Annotated in this window: 11 protein-coding genes; all 11 read right to left on the bottom strand. The window is 40.4% G+C overall.

The annotated features are described in order from the left end of the window. Positions 1 to 27: 27 nt before the first annotated feature. A complete protein-coding gene (locus ACUNWD_RS02215; RefSeq protein WP_445586127.1) occupies positions 28 to 1,059 on the bottom strand; it encodes a nucleoside hydrolase in 1,032 nt (343 codons plus the stop codon). After that, a complete protein-coding gene (locus ACUNWD_RS02210) occupies positions 1,059 to 2,084 on the bottom strand; it encodes a glycoside hydrolase family 43 protein (RefSeq protein WP_445586126.1) in 1,026 nt (341 codons plus the stop codon). The genes ACUNWD_RS02215 and ACUNWD_RS02210 overlap by 1 nt, the downstream gene beginning before the upstream one ends. A gap of 44 nt (positions 2,085 to 2,128) precedes the next feature. Next, the gene (locus ACUNWD_RS02205; protein WP_445586125.1) at positions 2,129 to 3,988 is read right to left on the bottom strand and encodes an NPCBM/NEW2 domain-containing protein; all 1,860 of its coding nucleotides are present in this window, start codon (positions 3,986 to 3,988) and stop codon (positions 2,129 to 2,131) included. Between the two features lie 74 nt (positions 3,989 to 4,062). Continuing rightward, entirely contained in the window at positions 4,063 to 6,843 is a 2,781-nt protein-coding gene (locus tag ACUNWD_RS02200; RefSeq protein WP_445586124.1) for an RICIN domain-containing protein, read from the bottom strand. A 114-nt stretch (positions 6,844 to 6,957) separates the two neighbouring features. Next, complete coding sequence (locus ACUNWD_RS02195; RefSeq protein WP_445586123.1) at positions 6,958 to 7,212, bottom strand: hypothetical protein; 255 nt, start codon at positions 7,210 to 7,212, stop codon at positions 6,958 to 6,960. 49 nt (positions 7,213 to 7,261) lie between these two features. After that, on the bottom strand, positions 7,262 to 9,703 hold the full coding sequence (locus ACUNWD_RS02190; protein ID WP_445586122.1) for a sugar-binding domain-containing protein: 2,442 nt from the start codon (positions 9,701 to 9,703) through the stop codon (positions 7,262 to 7,264). A gap of 39 nt (positions 9,704 to 9,742) precedes the next feature. Next, the gene (locus ACUNWD_RS02185; RefSeq protein WP_445586121.1) at positions 9,743 to 11,239 is read right to left on the bottom strand and encodes a glycoside hydrolase family 30 protein; all 1,497 of its coding nucleotides are present in this window, start codon (positions 11,237 to 11,239) and stop codon (positions 9,743 to 9,745) included. A gap of 151 nt (positions 11,240 to 11,390) precedes the next feature. Next, positions 11,391 to 12,494, bottom strand: coding sequence for a PKD domain-containing protein (locus tag ACUNWD_RS02180; RefSeq protein ID WP_445586120.1), 1,104 nt, complete (start codon positions 12,492 to 12,494; stop codon positions 11,391 to 11,393). 25 nt (positions 12,495 to 12,519) lie between these two features. Next, positions 12,520 to 13,932, bottom strand: a complete 1,413-nt coding sequence (locus ACUNWD_RS02175; RefSeq protein ID WP_445586119.1) for a DUF3823 domain-containing protein — start codon at positions 13,930 to 13,932, stop codon at positions 12,520 to 12,522. A gap of 85 nt (positions 13,933 to 14,017) precedes the next feature. Next, the gene (locus tag ACUNWD_RS02170; RefSeq protein ID WP_445586118.1) at positions 14,018 to 15,838 is read right to left on the bottom strand and encodes a RagB/SusD family nutrient uptake outer membrane protein; all 1,821 of its coding nucleotides are present in this window, start codon (positions 15,836 to 15,838) and stop codon (positions 14,018 to 14,020) included. A gap of 12 nt (positions 15,839 to 15,850) precedes the next feature. Beyond that, positions 15,851 to 19,336 (bottom strand): TonB-dependent receptor, encoded by a 3,486-nt coding sequence (locus ACUNWD_RS02165; protein ID WP_445586117.1) that lies wholly within the window; start codon positions 19,334 to 19,336, stop codon positions 15,851 to 15,853. Positions 19,337 to 19,350 lie beyond the last annotated feature (14 nt).

Below are 19,350 nucleotides of genomic sequence, written 5' to 3'. Positions count from 1 at the left end.
ATATTATTTTGAAGTTCTATTTTGTATTTATTTCTGTTCTGTTTCTTTAAATAATTCCACCTTAGCAAAGAAATCCTCGAACATCAACCGAGTATCCAAATCGTAATAAACTCTGATCTTTCGCCCATCGGAATTTTCATAGAACTGCCCGGATTTGTCAACTATCGGTGCCGGCTTCCAGATGTATTTGCTGGATGAAGGATCTACCTCCCATGACGACTGCAATGCTGTTAAAAGCACTAATGGACTATCGCCCAAGACATACGCTTCACCCAAACTTCCATCTGCCCGTTTCATTAAATCTTCCAATCGATGAAGGAGATATTCACCAGTTTGTCCCTTGTCTTTCATTTTATAGCGAAGTTCACTATAAGACGTTAAGCACTGTCGATAAGCATCTCGAGGAACCTGCCAGATTGGAATTTGGGATTGATTAAAAATAACCTGGCACGCTTTAGCGTCAATTCCGGTATTGTACTCCCAATGCTTGCTTGCTCCCGGAGGTGACCAGGCCAAACCTTCATATTCTGTTCCCCCAATCCAAATCAAAGTAATTCGATTTGCGATTTCAGGTTCCATTAAATAAGCACTGGCAATATTGGATAAACCAGCACCACATACTACATACAATGGCTTTTTAGTATCGTAGCGCATAGCTTCGCGGATGATGGCTTTTGCGGCTTCTGATTCAACTGGCGTAAGCGTATCCGTCAATTCTGAGTTGGAACCTTCATTGACCGTATATTGATTGCTCAAGTTCATCACTAATAATAGCTCATTGGCCATTTTACTAGAATAAGTTGCATCTCCGGGATACCCATAAAACCCGTTCGGATAGTGTTTTGAACCAATTATTGCTTTTACCTCCACGGTTGGCGATAACAAATGATGCGCTAACTGGAATAGTCCATCGGGATCACCTCCAAAATCATTATCAATAATTACCCGACATCTTGTATCTATAACACCATGATACAGGTCAGCATCCTTTTGCGCATAGGAGTGTAATCCCATAAACAGGAAAAATCCCAGCCAACAAATTATAGTTGAATAGTTCATTATAAATCTTCCGGCATTCCCCATTTATCTATCAAAATTTGAAATTCGTCATGTGAAATGTGAATGACTGATCCATGGCGTGGATGAAAATTCATATCAACCTTTTGATCAACCACGCTAAATTCATCAAGATCGACGCTTTCACAAAACTCATAGCCTCCTTTCATATACACATCATACATCATGATATAACTATTGCTATCATTTAGTTTGAAGATTGATGACCCCTCCACCGCTTCTGTGGTTTGCTGTTTATACCCGGGCTGTTCAATCCACCTGTCCGATCCAAGGGAATCTGTTAATGCAACCCGAATTCCATTGCCATGTCCTTCTGTTTTATAGAACAAATGATAGATCCCATTTTTTAAAACGATATCACCATCGATGCAAGCTTTACCATTTCTCGGCATGAAAAGTACTTTTGGGTCACCCTCCAATCCCGTAAAATCATCATTTGCATAAGCATAATAAATAATATCCGGGCCGTTACCATGTTGCATTGACCAGTAAATCATATACTTATTTACAGCAGGATCATAAACGGTTTGAGGTGCCCAAACTCGCTTTAGATTTTCCTGCCCCTCATATTCATTTTGGATATTGACAACTGAGGATGTCCAGTTTGTCAAATCGTTGGATTTGAGTAGTACCATCGCACGGTTTGAATCCCAACCTTTATTTGAAGTCATATCTGTAAGAACCATATAAAATGAATTGCCGTCAACTCCTCGCAAAATATGTGGATCACGCACACCACCTGTTGAACTGATTTCTTTGGAATCCAGAACGGGTTCATTATTATTGAGCGCCCGGTATTTAAAGCCATCGAAGCTTACTGCAAAACGAACAGTTTCTTCGTTTGGTTTATTTCCTATGAAATATGCGAACAAATAAGCACCTTTTTCTTTAGGTTCCTCTGTTATATTCCGCAAACTTTGACTGTATGCACAAGAGATCATTGTAAGTATTGCAGCACCCACAAACAACCATTTCATTATTTTTATATTGGTCTTTTTGTTTCGCATTTTTTTGATTTAATATATTGACAATTTGATTTATGCTAACACTATTATTTTGAAATCGGCGTAATACGAAACAACCCAGCTCCATGATACTTGATCATTGGAGCGAATTCAGAATCAGAAAAAGTTCCAACATCTTTCTTCTTCCATAAATCCCTAATTGTACACGCTGATGAAAAGCCTAATTTATTTAAATTCACTGGAATAGAAACAGTACTGTTTTTATCTTCTTCATTAGGAGTGGGATCGTCAGTTGAAATCATAAACTCCACTGTGGAACCGCCCGGATTACTTGTGCCTCCGATGTCTAATCCTGCAAAAGCTTTAAAGCGAACACAGTTTTCAGGAAGTTCATATACGATAATTGATTGTGAATGAGTTCCGATACCATTTTCATACGATGTTCCCTTTACATTTAATTCTCCTCCCGATATGCTTTTATTTACAGCAACAGTCCCCCAGCCTGCTTTTGCATCCTTCCATTTCAAATCCGTCAGTTTAATTGAATCTCCATTTGCAAGATATACAGTTGGACTGATCCAATTCGCATGATCATAGGTAAAGCCATCACCTCCATCATTAACAATCAAGTATAAATTCTCACTTTCTTTGGGAAGTTCGATGTCGATTTCTTCTCCATATCCATCTGTCAACTGTGACACAGTACCGCTCCGATAAAGCAAATTTTTTGTCGTCACAAAACCATCTCCAGCACTATTGAAAAGTGCAATGAATTTGTCCCCTGTCTTCGAATCATCTGCTGTCCAGCCAATCACATTATTTTCATTAAACCACTGCTTATTGTTGATTGAATGAGCATGCACATCGAGCACCTCGCTATTGATTAACAGTGAATTGGTAAACTCATCATTATCCGGCATATTACCTCCAAACATTAATGGCGACTTAAACATCGTCCAAAGTGTCATCAGGGTATATTGTTCATCTTTGGTAAACTTGGTATATCGATCGGTAGCACGTTCACCACGAATAAATTTCCCCAATGGAAGCATATCAGCATCAGGCCATGCTCCGGGCTGAATGTAAGGAGCCCACTCGGCACACTTGCTAAATGAATAATTTAATTGCGCCCAGTTATCCCAAAAATCATCAATGGTTCGCCACATATTGGCATGTGCTGCTGCATGTTCGTGTTCGTCAATAGGAGTAGCTCCCGGCGACATGCTAAAAACCATTGGCCTTCCGGTTTGATCAATCGCTTTACGGATCATTTCAATTTCATCGGCATGATACGGACGAGACAAGTCATCAACTTTCACATAATCAACTCCCCAGGAGGCATACAGGTCAAAAATTGAGTTGTAATATTCCTGCGATCCTTCTTTTTCAGCAACAATAGTATAGTTATCCTGAAGCCAGGTACACTCGGAGTCTGTTGAATAGATATCCGCAGCGGTTTTATCCGTTCCCTTAATTGGCAGTTTATTAAAAACCGCTTCTTTAGGTACACCCCGCATAATGTGGATGCCAAACTTTAAACCTAAATTATGAATGTAATCGGCCAGTGGTTTAAATCCAGCTCCATTTGCCGCTGATGGAAAACGTCTGGGAGATGGCATGTAACGTCCGTGTTCGTCGAAAATAAAAGTTGAGTTATCGTAGGCATTGTAATGCCCGGTAGTTTGATTATCCACATACCAGCGAATATCAACCACAACATACTCCCAACCAAAATCTTTCAGGTTTGCTGCCATATAATCAGCATTGGCTTTTACTTCATCTTCCACTACTGATGGACCAAAACAATCCCAACTGTTCCAACCCATTGGTGGCGTTGCTGCCCATTGATGAAAGGAGATTTCATTTTTTGTACGATCTTGACAGGATACGAGCAAGAGCAGAACAAATAGTAAGACTACTGAATTTCTAAAGAAAATTCTTTTCATTTTTAATCACATTTATTTGAAAGCAATAATTGCAATAACCTATTATCCCATTGACAATTACTATCAGTTGTTTACTAGTGCTTTATGATTATTTTTTTTGTTATAGTTCCTTCGCTTGTTGTAAGTTTTAGCAGGTAAATCCCAGACTGTAGTTTTGATACATTAAGTTTGGAGCTACCGTTTGATTTTATATCAATGTTCATCACGACACTACCACTTATGCTTAACAGGTAGAGTGTGGAATATTCACTTTTACTATATTCGGAGTAGCTTATGTACAAAATATCATCTGCCGGATTTGGGTATACAGACAAATCCGTGTCTTCCATAATCCTATCAAACACATCAGTGGTCATATCATCATAAAGTTCAGTTACTTCAGTTCCTGACAATTGGTAATTATATACCCGAAAATCATCAATTGAACCTTCAAACATTTTTTTGGTAGATGGATTTACTCCAATGTAGTTCATCAGGGGTTTAATATCCGATGGCATGATGGTGACACCTGCGGACTCAGCAATCTGTTGACCATCAAGATAGATCACTGCACCATTACTGCCAAGGGTGACAACCAGATATGCCCATTTATTTGCAGGCAATGCTGACGTATTCAATTTTTGTTCCACATCGTCTTTTTTAACAGCAAATTCCATTTGCCCTGAAATTGATGGAGATAAATAAATGTAATCACCATCGCCTGAACTAAAATTGAATAGATGCTGTCCCACGTTAAAACCTGCCCAATTTGCCCATGTTGCAATTGAAAGCTCCTGATGATTGGCAACACTTTCAGGCAGCTGAACAAAATCACTTGAACCGTTAAGGGATAGTGCGCCTGCTCCCTGTTTACCCTGCACAAAAGTTCCGCCACTGGCAGATGCATGATTTAGGTTCACAGTGTTATCTTTTAGATCTTCATCATCAAATGTTAGGTATTCTACCATATCATCCTCGCCTGAAGCAGTTGCTGAAGCCTCGTTTGAGTATGCCGAGCGATTTAATGAGTGATCAACTGCCCTGATTTTGTAGGAATATTGAACGCCAGCTAACGATGTATTATCCACAAAAGAAGTTGCATTTACATTCCTTCCAATTGTGTTGTATTCGCCAACTGCTGATTCAGCACGTAAAATATCATAACCTGCAATATCAGTTTCGGTATTGGCATTCCATTGTAACTTTATAGACACAGCGTTTCCGTTAGCTGTGAGATTTTCAGGTTCGCTTGGTGTTTCAAATTCAATTGGAGCATCAACCGGCAAAAAACGCCATTGCTGGTTAGTTCCACCATCCTTTTCCCATTGCTGGATATTTGCGCCATCTGAGCTGCTATTATCGGCCACCTCCATGCACAGTGAACTATTTCTGTGACGAATATAAAACCAACCATCCCCAGCATACTCAAGAAACCATTGTTGATTCGCAGAGCCGAAATCATAAGGAATAATATTTCCTCCATTATCCAATGACCAGTTTAAAACATCGGGAGATTTACCACTCGACGCGTTGGCTATTTTGTAATAGCTGAAATCTCCTCCAATACGAGAATTAACCGGACTAATATCCCATTGCTGGGAAGCAGAGCTACTTTTACTTTCCTGAACAAGATTGCCGGATGCATCAGCTAATAACATACCACTGTTTTTATTAACCAGAATATATCGACCATTAATCTCAGGTTGAACATCTTCCCCATAGGTGATATTGATTACTCTTTCAGCATTTGTCTGGCCATTTTGATATCCGGTACCTCCAGGCATTACTAAATTGAAAACCCGCTGCGGACCTACCCCATCGTAATAAACACCACGGTCTTCTGAAATGAAGTTATAAGAGGTAGTTACAGCCTGTCTTTCTGAAGTTCCACCAAAGGCCTGTACTTTTCCATCAGGAGCCCGGTAAACCGATGCAGCCGTCCAGTTAGGGCGATGTTCGGCATACCCTAATCGTGCGCCACCGGATCTACTGGCTTTGCAAAACTCTCCGCGGGCATACTCTGCCCAGCCCCACCAGATGCCTGTTTGCATGCCATATTCAACACCAACCATTGCTTCCATCACATTGTGCAATTCGTCAGCCGTTGCATGGTCACCACTATCTCTCACTGCCTTAAAAAATTCAGCATAATGATCGAAATCTCCCGCAAGCTGATGTGTATTTCCTTCATCTAATCCGGCTGGTTTTAAAAAGTTGTACAATTCCAGAGCTACGTCATTGTTAAGCGTATTACCACCGGAAATACGAATATTGTTGAAGTTGGGATTTTTTCTCAATTCAACAATAATATCATAAAAATCATCTCTTGTTCCTTGTCCCCAACCAAAATCAGGCTCATTAAATGGAGAAACAGTAATAACGGTTCGTCCGGCAGCTACATGCATCGCCCTGGTGATATCAAGTAGCTCTGCCCAGTTTTTATCCTGGTCAGGGTTTGACGGAGCAAACATATCACCTATTGAAGGGTGGTCTGAATTCAACACCACTTGAGTCGAAGGATCAAGCCAGGTGTTAATAATATCGATCCGCTTATTGGTATTGGTAAGTGCCCCTCCAGTTAATTTCCCATCAACGATTAGATCCGTTGGCATAAATGACGAGCGCACAACGTCCACAATATCTTTTCCCATAAATCTGCTTCCACGAATAATGTTGGCTTCATCAAGCCATGCCAAATCCAATCCCCAGATTATTGGCTTTGAAACACCCTCGTCACTAAGACTATAAACTACGTTTCTGTCTGCAACTGGCTTGGCGACCAGGTTATCGCTGGAGCTTCCTGTTTGTGCACAAATTTGGGAAGTCCCAAGTCCTGCAAAAAACAGTATTACTGATAAAATAATCGATTTATTCATAGCTTTTATGGTATTAGCTTTATCCTAGTGTCTTTGATTATCTCTACTCGCACATGCCGGCTCTTGTTACGTCCCAATCTGGGAAATGGTATTTATTCTGTATGACAAATAAATTCATCTTACTGTATCACGTACGTGTTCTTCATCACTCATAAAATCAGTATTACACCAAGGGCAATGGCATTTAAAAGGATAACAAATTCTTCCTCTTTTTTCATATCTATTTAAAGTCTGGATATCTCCGGCATTATCAGAGTTCTCATATTGCATATGTTCCATGTATCTTTCAGCTAGTCGATCCGGAATAGTTATAATGCCGTTCTGGGTATTGGTCCAATGGATAAAATCTAAATTGTCGATCTTAGTCATAAGTTCAAAGTTAAGGGTTCAAATATTCATAGAGATAACTCACTAACTGTCACATACCACCTTCCACCGTTCGAATTAACTGCTTTGAGGCAGGTAGTTCGGAAGAATTTACGGTAAGATTAATTTCACCAGATTTTCTGGTACTTTTAACTACAACCTGTGCACGTCCTTTCCACACCTTGCAGTGATCACCCACATAAGGATTTTCATCCTTTAGATTTGCATTCCCTACTCCAACAATAACTCCTTCTCCTTCAATTGAAAATTTCAATTCATTGCTTGCATCAGGTACACGGTTTCCTTCTGAATCTATAATCTCAATAGTTACAAAGGATAAATCCTGACCATTTGCGTTTATTTCTGTCCGGTCTGCAATCAGCCTTATTTTGGACGGTTCACCTGCAGTTTTTAAAACAGTTGATTCCATTTCCTTTTTCCCATCAACACCTATGGCTTTTAAAGCTCCCCGAGAATATGGCAATGAAAAGGTTGCCATATATTCCTGTTCGATCCCCGTTGGCTTTTCACCAATCAATTTATCATTCAGATATAGTTGAACTTTCGGGTATTTAGAGTATACTTCAACTTGTATTTCTTTTCCTTCAAAGCCAGGCCAGTTCCAACTTTCCCAGGTTGGCCAAACTGCCCACATGGTTGTTTTAATGGCACCACTTTCAGGATTAGGCTCACGAACAGCCATGTAAATTTTTTCAGAATCATTCCATAGCAGATTACGATAATGCGAAACCGGTTTCCTCCAACCAATCAGATCAATGTCGCCACAATAGGCTCCATGCCATGGATAGTGATCACGTTCCCAATGCTGATCTTCAGGATCACCGGGATAGTAATATCTGCCAATGCTCGATTCGCCCAGATAATCCATTGCCGTCCAAACAAAGTCGCCAATAATGTAATCATGCTCTTTGACCATTTTCCAGTTATAGAAAGCATCTTTCGGGTACGATTCAGTCTGAACGATCACGCGTGAAGGGACCCGCTCGTGATCCGACACGGATTCATGCATCATGTAATTGTATCCACAAATATCGTGTTCGGCCATTAACGGATCGAATATTTCCCATCCTTGCCCCCATGAAGTCATGGCCGAAGTTACAGGTCGTGTTGGATCCAACTTTCGAATGTAGCTGTTTAGCATATGGGCTGTTTCAACGGCTTCCGGAGAAGTTCGTTCCATAATTTCGTTACCACTACTCCACATGACAATCGATGGGTGGTTTCGATCGCGTAAAACCATTGCTTCCAGATCACGTTGCCACCACTCATCAAAAATAGTCGAGTAATCATGTGGTGTCGGGTCTTTTGCGACTCTCCATCCATCAAAAGATTCATCAATAACCAAAAGTCCCAGGCGGTCGCATGCATCCAAAAATGCTTCAGATGGTGGATTATGAGAAGTTCTCACGGCATTAAAACCTGCCGCTTTCAATAATTCAACTTTTCGTTCTTCTGCACGGTCGTATGCCGCTGCTCCCAAAATTCCATTGTCGTGATGAACGCAACCTCCATTTAGTTTTATCGTTTTGCCATTCAACTTAAAACCACCTTCTGCTGAATAATTTATAGAGCGAATACCAAAAGTAGTTACAACTTCATCGGTAATACGTGTTTCTTGTTTAATGATAGATTTCGCTGAATACAAATTGGGCGCTTCAGGACTCCAAAGCAACGGACGTTCAACAAGAATATCGTGGGTTAATTCTTTTTCGCTATTAGGCTCTAAATCTACGTTAAACTGATATTTCTCGACACTCTCATTGCTGGCGTTTGAGATAACTGTAACAACATCAATATTTTGTTTTTGATTTGTCTCATTTTTTACAAGTGTTTTTACTTCAACTGTTGCACTTTCCTCTGTTATTTTGGGTGTTGAAATCGCGATCCCCCAATGATCAAAACAAACAGGTGAATTGACGATAAGCCACACATGCCGGTAGATCCCGGAGCCACTGTACCAACGGCAATTTTTTTGTTGAGAGTTATCAACTCGTACTGCAATTAAATTCTTTTTTCCATAGTTGATGTAGGGCGTAAGGTCATAATTAAACGAAGTATAACCATAAGGATGATCCCCAAGAGAAACACCATTGACAAACACCTCTGAATTCATGTAAACGCCTTCGAAATAAATGGATATCTTTTTGTCTTCCCATTCTTTTGGCACATCAAAACTCTTTCGGTACCATCCAATACCAGCGGGGAAATAGCCACCATCGTTGCCCGTCGGATTGTCAGGTGCTATTTCACCTTCAATACTCCAATCATGGGGTAAATCCAAATTCCTCCAGAAGGTGTCTTCAAAACTAACTTGTTCTGCATTCGGATAATCCCCTAATGCAAATTGCCAGTTAAAATCGAAGTTATGCTTCCTTTCAATAGTTCCGGATTGCTGATTGTACCGGGAAGTACAAGCAAGTGAAACAGCACCAAAGAACAAAATAACCACAAAGTATTTAAAGATTTTTTTCATGACGTTTTATAGTTTCTGTTTTAAGCCATCTAGCCTTTTTTATTTTAGTTGGAATGTATTAATCGAGTGAGGCTGAAGCTTGACATTTAAAAAGCGGTCACTCAAACTCACACATAGCTCTTTGCTATCATCATTGAAATTACCGGCAAAAGCCACAAATTGGCCTTCCGGATTTTTAATTACCATTACAGGCATTTTATCCTCTTTCCCATTTTTAGTTGCCAGAATTTTACTTCCCGCTAGCATAAAGTGAGTATAATGTTTCACTGCATAATATTCCGGCGTGTAGATTGCTGTTTTTGTTTTAGAATCAACACGAATCAACGCGTTTTGTCTCCATCCCCAGCCGCTGATACCATCATCGGCTAAAATGGCATTCCAGAAAGTATATTCATCGCAACCGTTTCCCAGGTAGTGGTTAATAAGGTTAAAAGTATGCTCCGCTGCTCCCCAGTCGAATGAGCCCCAGCCACATTCACTTTCTGTTTGTACATATTTATAGTTGGGGTATTTCTCACGAAGGCGTGGAAGAATTTGCCCTCCCTCCCATTGGAAGCCCAAACCTTTAATGGTTTCAGGCATACGAGGATCGGAAAGCACTTCGTCAATCACTTCGTAATGGTTTGTATTGATTGTACCCAGGTAAAGATCGATTTCCGGGTGTTGTTTTTTCAAAGCCGGTGCCAGATACTCTAAATTAAAGCGAATAATCCCTTCAGGTGTCCAGGCACAACCTGGGTATGGGGTATAGCTCCAGGATTCATTTTGAAACATGACCATCCTGACAGGTATACCTTCTTCTTCATATGCTGAAATGAACTTACAAAAGTAGTTCGCATAAGTGCTTAAATACCGAGGATCCTGGATAAAATAATCATTTACAGCTAGCTTTTGTGGAAATAGATTATCGTATTTTTTCTCGCTATCTTCAAATAAAATGAAATCTAATTTGGGATCTAACTTATTAAAATCACGGTTACTCACCACTGAATAGTAGTGATTGATTTTCATCCACGAAGGAGGTGACCACGGAGAAATCCAAAACGTTAAATCGGGATTATACTCCTGCGCTGCTTTGATGAAAGGGATTAATGTTGTTTTGTCCCTGTCAATATTAAAATATTTTAACTGAAAATCGCCACTTACTTCATCACAGCTATACCAGTCGCGGGCATAGTCATTGGCATTCATTGAAAAACGTCCCATCGTGAAACGCAAATCACCGTCTGCTGAAAATAGTTGGTTTAAAATTGTTTCTTTTTGATTACGAGGAAGCATATTCAGTGCATCCCAGCCACGTTCGTTAAAACAAGTTCCCCAGGCTTTAAAAGTCAGCAAGTCTTCATTTCCGCTCACCTCCAATACCGGAGTTATTATTGCTGTCTTTTCAAGTTTTATTGTGGACTCTATCCATGTATTGTTTTCGGTACTACTGGTCCAAATTAAAGATTGAGAATTGACATGAAGGGCTATTGCTATCAATACCAATAGTATAGAACTCCTTTTCAGTCTGATATTGTTTAAATGTCGTTTCATTGGTATTTGAAATATTCAGGGATGAACAGACCTACATCAAAGTGGCATTTATAACCACCACTAATGCCTGTTATCCAATTTGTTGGTTTTGGTGTAAAATGCACAGGCATTTTCAGCCTGTGCATTTTTTATTTTCTCAAGCAAAGAGTATTTATCGGATAAACAATTGAACATTGTCAGCACCTGACCAGCCATCTCGATTTGGATCACCCCACTCTGTGCCAATTGTTTCGAGTTCAATTCCAAGCCGCGCACCAACGGACTCTTCTGGTGCAACTACAACCAATTCATATGAGACCCAATTAGAAGAATTACCAGCATCTATCCATGGTTCAACATTTTTACTATCGAGAATGTGTCGAATCCCGTCTCCGGTATTATAATACAATCTATATGATGCAGCTCCCCAATACAGGTCACATAAGTCAAGGCTCAATCTAAATGTTTCACCTGCTGATATCACATGATCTGTTAAGTTGTAAAGAGGTCCATCTGTGTGTCTTAACTTTCCAAAGTACTCTGTTCCATTATCCGCTACCGCTCCATCTGTACTATAAAGGAGCACTCCACAATCATATTGATCACCTTCGCTAGTCCATCCAGGTATATCACCGAATTCCGGATTAGAATCCCAGTTTTGGATTATATCTGCGGTTCCAGGTAAGGTAAAGTCGCCATTAAAGACAGCAATGACCCCCTCTGCGGCACTAACCGCTTCAGAAACTGTTGAAGGTACAGATCCTTGGGCACCTGATGCTGTTAACGATACTATATAATCGCCCGATTCGGCAAAAGTGTGAACAGGATTTTCGTCTGTAGATGTTTCACCATCACCAAAATCCCAGGTATAGGAAACACCGAATTCAGTCGTGTTGGTAAACGATACTGTTAGGTAATTAGATTCGTAAGTAAACCCCCCGACAGGACTATCTATTAACGTAACCATTTTAGTAATAACGGCAGAAGAAGAACCACTTTCCCCCAATATGGTCAATACCACCGTATAATCTCCACCTACATCATAGGTATGTACCGGGTGCAATGAGGTTGATGTTCCACCATCTCCAAAGTTCCACTCCACAGAAACAGCATCTGCTCCTGAAGCAGCGAAAGCTACTGATAAAGTATTGTCTGATTTTACTTCATAGGTAAAATCGCCAGTCGGATCAATCGGATCTTCAGCACATGCAACAAATAATGAGAGAAACAATGCAACCGCTAAAAATCTCAAATTATATATATTCAAATATTTCATTTTAATTCAATTAAAAGATTAAGATCTACTTCGCAAATAATTCAACATTGTCAAAACTTGTCCAACTATCAGCACCGTCACCTGAAACGCCTTTAAATTCAATCCCTAATTTTCCACCAATTGATTCTGCAGTAGCCGTAGCAACTAGTTCAATGGCTGTCCATTCATTTGAAACAACATCAAAAGTCTTAGAGCTTATTTCATTTCTGGAACCGTTATCTGCCAGATATACGATTGAAACCGTGATTTTTGGACCATTCCATATATTAATGGCTTCCAAATTCAATTTGAATACTTCACCTTCTAAAATAATGTGATCAGTGATATTATATCCAGATGCATCAACATTAAACAAAACGCCTTTATAACTATCGTTTCCGGCTGACCACCATGTACCTAAATTCTCCACTCCGGAATCAGTTGTTGGTGAGTCACTATTCCATCCTTGGACATCTCCCCAATTTACTATTCTGTTGTCAGTACCAGAAAGTTGGAAATCCCCATTCGTTACAGGAATAAGAACATATCCAACGTTCACCGTATGTGTAGCAATAGCTGATATCGTTCCTTCTCCTCCCATTGCTGTCAATGTAATTGTGTAGTCCCCACCTTGGGCATAAGTATGGCTCGGATTCTCTTCTGTTGAAGTTTCACCATCACCAAAATCCCACATAAACGTTTCAACATATTTTGAAGTAGTTGCAAATGCAACATCCCTGCCATCTACTAACGATGTAAAATCAGCTGTTGGATTTTTCGGCCCATTTGGATCGCCTTGTAATTCCTGCACCTGAGTATAATAGAATTCATTTGACTTGTCGGAGCGAACTCCTACCCTGGTAAAATAATAGAATTCACCATCCAGGCTTTGAGGCAAGGTTGCTATCATGGTCACCTCTTGTCCGGAGATGATGGTAGAAACATCCGCTTTTAATGCAAAATCTTTTTGGTTTTCATCCACAAGGACGTTTTTGCTGAGATACAGTTTCACATCCTGCAGGGCTGCATCCGGATCGACCTGGTTCACTTTGAACTTTGCAACAACCGCATTACCTTTCACTTCAAAAGACTCATCACTAATGGTAAAAAATGGTTTTACTTCGACGTTCTTCTCGGTATTTCCGCTAACATTGATTACAATCGTATCGCTCGATTGTGCATCCCAGGGAGCTCCGGCCAACCGTACAAGCTTGTACTCTCCATTGAACAATCGTGCCGAATAAGTACCATCTTGTGCAATATGCACCGCTATTTTCTCGCGAAGGGCATAACCATCCTGCCACAGTTCAAACTGGGCTCCATTGGTTCTAACGCCAACAGGATTCCCGTTATATGTCACGGTACCGCTAAGCATTGCAGCAGGTGCTTCGAAATTGTCAATTTCGCAGCTCGAAAAAATCATGCTTATAGCAGCTATTAATATGATTATTTTTTTCATTTCTGTTCTTTTTAAATGTTTTGAAAAACTTACCTCATTTCTAAAAGTCAACTCGATAATTGGCAAGTCATTACCCCAATTCATCCTAATGGAATGGGTTCTTAACAAGTTTTGGGTTATTATTCAATACACCTTGATCAATCGAAGAATAATAATTGCCCATCCTAAAAAACCGGGCTTGTCTAAACCTAATTGGTGCAGTTCTAACAAAGATGTATTTGCCATTATTGCCGTCGTTACTTGAAATACGGTAAGGGTACAAACCTTCAACCATCGCATTTGGATTGGCTTGATCTCCATCCCACACCTGATCCGCTATTCTCCAACGTTTCATATCGAAGTAGCGCTGATCTTCAAACGCCAATTCAACACGGCGTTCTTTTCGAATGATATCGTTTGAGAGAGAGCTCAGGCTGTTTGCAGAGAATCCTCCATGTACTTGTCTCACCTTGTTGATGTAGCTGACAGCGTTTGCGTCACCCAGTTCGAAAGCTGCTTCAGCAGCATTTAAATAGATTTCCCCTAAGCGGAACCAGGTCCACCAGTTTTCGCCCAGCGTTGGACGAATACCAGCATCTGGGTCTTCAGATACAAACTTACGCAGATAGAAGCCAGTGTTACTAACAAACTGAGCATCATTTTGTGGACCGTCCAAGCCGGTTAGCTTATCTCCATCGTCTTGCGTACTACCCAATCCTCCGGTGCTTAAATCATAATCAGAGCCATTCCAAACAGCAATACCAGCCTGGATGTCTACATTTTGAGAACGGAATTGACTGCCAGGGTAAACTACAGTAGCATAAAGACGCTTATCTTTATTGGCAAAAATGCCATCAATACTGGAGTATACTTTATAGTTGCCGCTTGCATCTTTATCTGCCAGTGTTCCTTCGTTTCCATTCAGATAATCAAAGCTTTCAACCAAGCCCAAAGATGGTGAAACCATGGATGATCCTTCAATATCAGTACGAAGACTTCTTACAACGTTGTCGTAGGTGAAATAATTCAGCTTTTCTGCATCCCTGGAATAATCTTTAGCGAAAATTACTTCAGGTGAAGATTTATCCATAAACACATCGTAGAAATCATCATCAAGACTATATTTTCCACTTTCAATAATTTCTTTTGATGCATCAAGTGATTTCTGATAATATTCATTTGCCCTACTAGCCGAAATGCCAACTTCGCCACCTGGCAGGGTGATTGGTGAGCTCATTGAATTATTGTACTTGGCAAGGGAGCCTGCATAAAGCATGGCCCTACTTTGTAACGCCAACGCGATGTACTTGTTCCCGCGTGTTTTGCTATCCTCTGTCTCAAGAAAATTATCTTTAATATCCTGAATTTCATTATAGATAAAGTCGTAAACTTCTTCCTCTGTGGCGCGAGGAACCTGCAAAGACGAAACGTCGCCACTTCCATCGTATATTAACTGTTGGGTTACAATTGGAACTCCTCCCATTCGCTTGACCATATTGAAATATACCAATGCACGAATAAACCGAAGCTCTGCATTGTACTGATTGATTTCAAGTTCGGAAAGCGTGGAATACTGTTCAAGGTTTTCAATAGCTAAATTAATATCCCGAATAAAGCCATAGTCCCAATACCGTCCATAATCATCCCCAAACTGAAAGTCGTTCAACCAATTGGCGTCATTATGTCCCGACCACATAGCATCGTCAATTTGACAATCTGCCTGGGTATTAAAAACGTCACCAGGTACTCTGTCGTAGTAATTGGACAGCAGGCTTAATATCAATCCCGGATCGTCCCACAATTGTTCATCGTTGATGCGGTTTTTTGGCTGCCTTTCCAGCCAGGCATCGTCGTTACAACTCACGAATGTTATAATGGCCACTAAAGCCAGCAACAAATTTATTTTGGTGAATATCTTAGTTTTCATCATTTCTGCCTTTTAAAATGTTAAATTGAAACCCACCAATATTGTTCGTTGTTGTGGATAAACCACAGCGGCATTCGCCTGAATTTCCGGGTCTATCCCAAATTGATGAACATTATCGATGGAAAATAAATTAGATCCGCTGACATAAACGCGGGCCTTAGATATACCAGTCTTTCCAAAAAGTACTTTGGGCAGATTATAGCCGAATTCTGCATTTCGGAGTCTTAAAAACCGAACTTTATGCAACCAAAAATCTGAGTTTCGGCCATTATTCACACTTGTATTGTTCCGTATCGCCGGATAATAACCAGAAATCCATTCGCTATCCGGATCATAAGGATCAGCTTGATGCCACCTGTCTGTAAGTATATAGGCTGGTGAGTTTCCGCCTGCATGGAAAGGATTCCTCAATTCATAACTTTGGTACCAGGATTGCATCCCTGCTCCTGAGAAGTCCAGGTTAAGGTCAAAATCTTTCCACTGTAACCCAATGTTTCCCCCAAAACTTAGCATTGGAGCCCAACCGTCAGGATAACCAATAGGACCTTCGTCCAGCCAGTTTATAACACCATCGTTGTTTACATCTTTGTAAATGATATCACCCGGAAGTTGTGTTCTGTTGTTCTGTCCATCATTGTCAATGGCATAATTTCTAATTTCTACTTCCGACTGGAAACGTCCAACTGCCTGATATCCCCACCAGATGCCTCCCCAACGATCTTCGCTTGAGTAGCGCCATTCGTTGTATGCATTACCAAAACGAGGCTTGTATGTTTCAACATTTCGGAATCGCGAGTAAGTTACATTGGCGCTTAAATTATATTTCAATTCACCAACGTGGCTTTTATATGTGACCATTCCTTCCGCACCACGATACTCATTCTTGTTCAGGTTTTCGTTTGGCAAGCTATAACCAACTTCACTTGGCACAAGAACATCGTAGCGTCCTGCAGGAATTCCTGAAATTACTTTTCTGAAGACATCTGCAGTTAATGACAGCTTACTCTCTAAAAATGACACATCTACACCAGCATCGTACATGGTGTGTTTCTCCCATGAAAGGTTGGTTACCGGAAGACCTTGTGGCTGCATACCGGTTACGTATTGCCCATCAAGAACTGATCCAGGAACCACTGCGGTATTATCAAACCGGCCAAAGCTATAACCAGGAAGATATCCGAACACCCCTACTCCTGCTTCCTGTCCGGTCTGACCAACAGAAACTCTCAATTTTAAATCACTAACTGTGCTTTTCAACTTACTGAAGAATCCCTCTTCCGAAATACGCCATCCGGCAGAAACTCCAGGGAAAAATCCCCAACGATGTCCGGGAGCATACAAGTAAGATGCATCATAGCGACCTAGTACTTCAAGTAAGTATTTATCCTTGTATGAATAGTTGATCCTACCCAGGTAACCGGCTCTTGATTGGTAGGTCCATTCATCGCCATAACCGGTAAGAATTGGTAAACTATTCAATGGAATATAGTCATTGGTTGGTGCTGCTGCAAGCCATGTTAAATTCCGGTCCCAATCACTTCTTTCATAACCTAAAACAGCAGAAATGGTGTGGTCTTCGCCCAATGTCGTTGAGTAGTTTAATTGAAACTGGTGATAGTGCGACATCGATTCAATTTTATTTTGGAACCTCCATCTTGCACTTTGTCCTCCGGTCCTTTTATACGCATCATTTGCTTCATCATAACTGAACAGATCATATGTATATTGGAATCCGTCGAAGAAAACATTGGTATAGTTTTGTGAATATGTATACTTAGCAGATAAGCCGAATTCAAATTTATATTCAGCAAATAGGTTAACATTTACGGTCTTAATTTGTGTGTCTTTATAACCAACAACATCACGGCTAAATAGGCCAGGGTTCAAATCCGGTCTGTTTGGCGTGTTATTAACATACTCCGGATTATCATGAGCATAAGGCCCTACTGTAGGACGATTTGCCATAATAGCCAGAATTGAGGAGAAATATCCGTCTCCACCCTGCAAACCAACATCTTGTGTATTTTCCAGTTTTATTGAGGTTTGCGTACCAAGCGTTAGGCCTTTGAAAATATTACTTGATAGATTGACCTGAAAATTGGTCCGGTTGTAGTCAAAATCTTTCATCAAGGCTTCTTGTCCAACTCGTGAAAGCGACATGTAATATTTTGTTTTATTTGATCCCCCATTTACATTCGCATTCAAGTTATATTGAGGAACATTTTTTCTCATAATAAGGTCATAATAGTCATAGCTCTTATAACCAAGCTGGTTTCCAGCTTCCCATTTTGCCAACTCTTCTTTTGAATAGATTGTGTTTGGGTCAATTCCTGCATTCTGCGCCGCTTCAACCTGTCCACGAACATATTGTCCTGCATTCGCTAATTCAGGGAAACGTGTTAGGTTTTGCCACCCATAATAACCGTTCACATTTACGGTTACGTTTTCACCACTTCTACCTTTTTTGGTAGTTATCAGTACAACACCATTGGATGCACGTAAACCATAAATGGCTGCTGAAGCATCTTTCAGGATAGAAATACTTTCAATATCTTCCAAACTTAAGGAGTTAAACACATCATTACCGGAGACCCGAGTCACTCCCAACCAGTCACGGGAAGCATCACCTCCATAAGGGATTCCGTCAACTACATATAATGGATTTCCCATATTACGGATTTCAAGGTCGATACCTCGTCCCGGACGTGCGTCTTTGGCTCTGGTCGAAAGCCCCGGCATCTTACCTGCAAGTGCACCTGCTGTCGTAGTAGAGGACGATCTTGTCAACTCTTCTGAGTCAACACTGCTAATCGCTGCCGTTACCTTACGTTTTGATTGGGTACCATAACCAACCACGACAACTTCATCAACACCGATCGACTCTTCTATCATGGTAAGATTAATAATAGTTTGTTCTCCAATCTCTACTTCAGTTGTTTCCATCCCAATAAAAGAGAAAACCAAGGTCGCATTTGAAGAAACATCCTGCAATATAAAATTACCGTCGATGTTTGTAATTGTTCCATTGGTAGTGCCCTTAATAAGGACTGTAACCCCGGGAAGCGGAGCTCCTGAAGAATCAACAACCTGACCAGTTACTGCTTTTTGCTGCACGGTTGGTTTGTTTGATTGACTTTCAGTATACAACATGATATGTCGTTCCTGTATGTTGTATCTCACATTTGTTCCTTCAAACAAATCGTTTAATACCTCTTGAATTCGTTCATTCTTAATATCAACGTTAACTTCCCTGTCCAGGTCAATATACTCTGCACTATAAGCAAAGCGAAATTCACTTTGTCTTTCAATCTCCTGTAACACATCTTCTAAACGTGAATTTTGCATGGTCAGGTTTAGTTTGGTGTTCTGACTGTACAGACTCGCAGATACCTGCATAAGCCCTACAAATATGAAAAGAATCGTTAAACGCATAATCCTAAAACATTTTTTGTTCCAGATAGGAGGCAACACCCCCCTGTTACTAAATTTTTTTTTCATAATTTTGTTTGATT

The sequence above is a fragment of the Sunxiuqinia sp. A32 genome (genome assembly GCF_052690465.1).
This window is presented reverse-complemented; position numbering and strand designations above follow the sequence as displayed.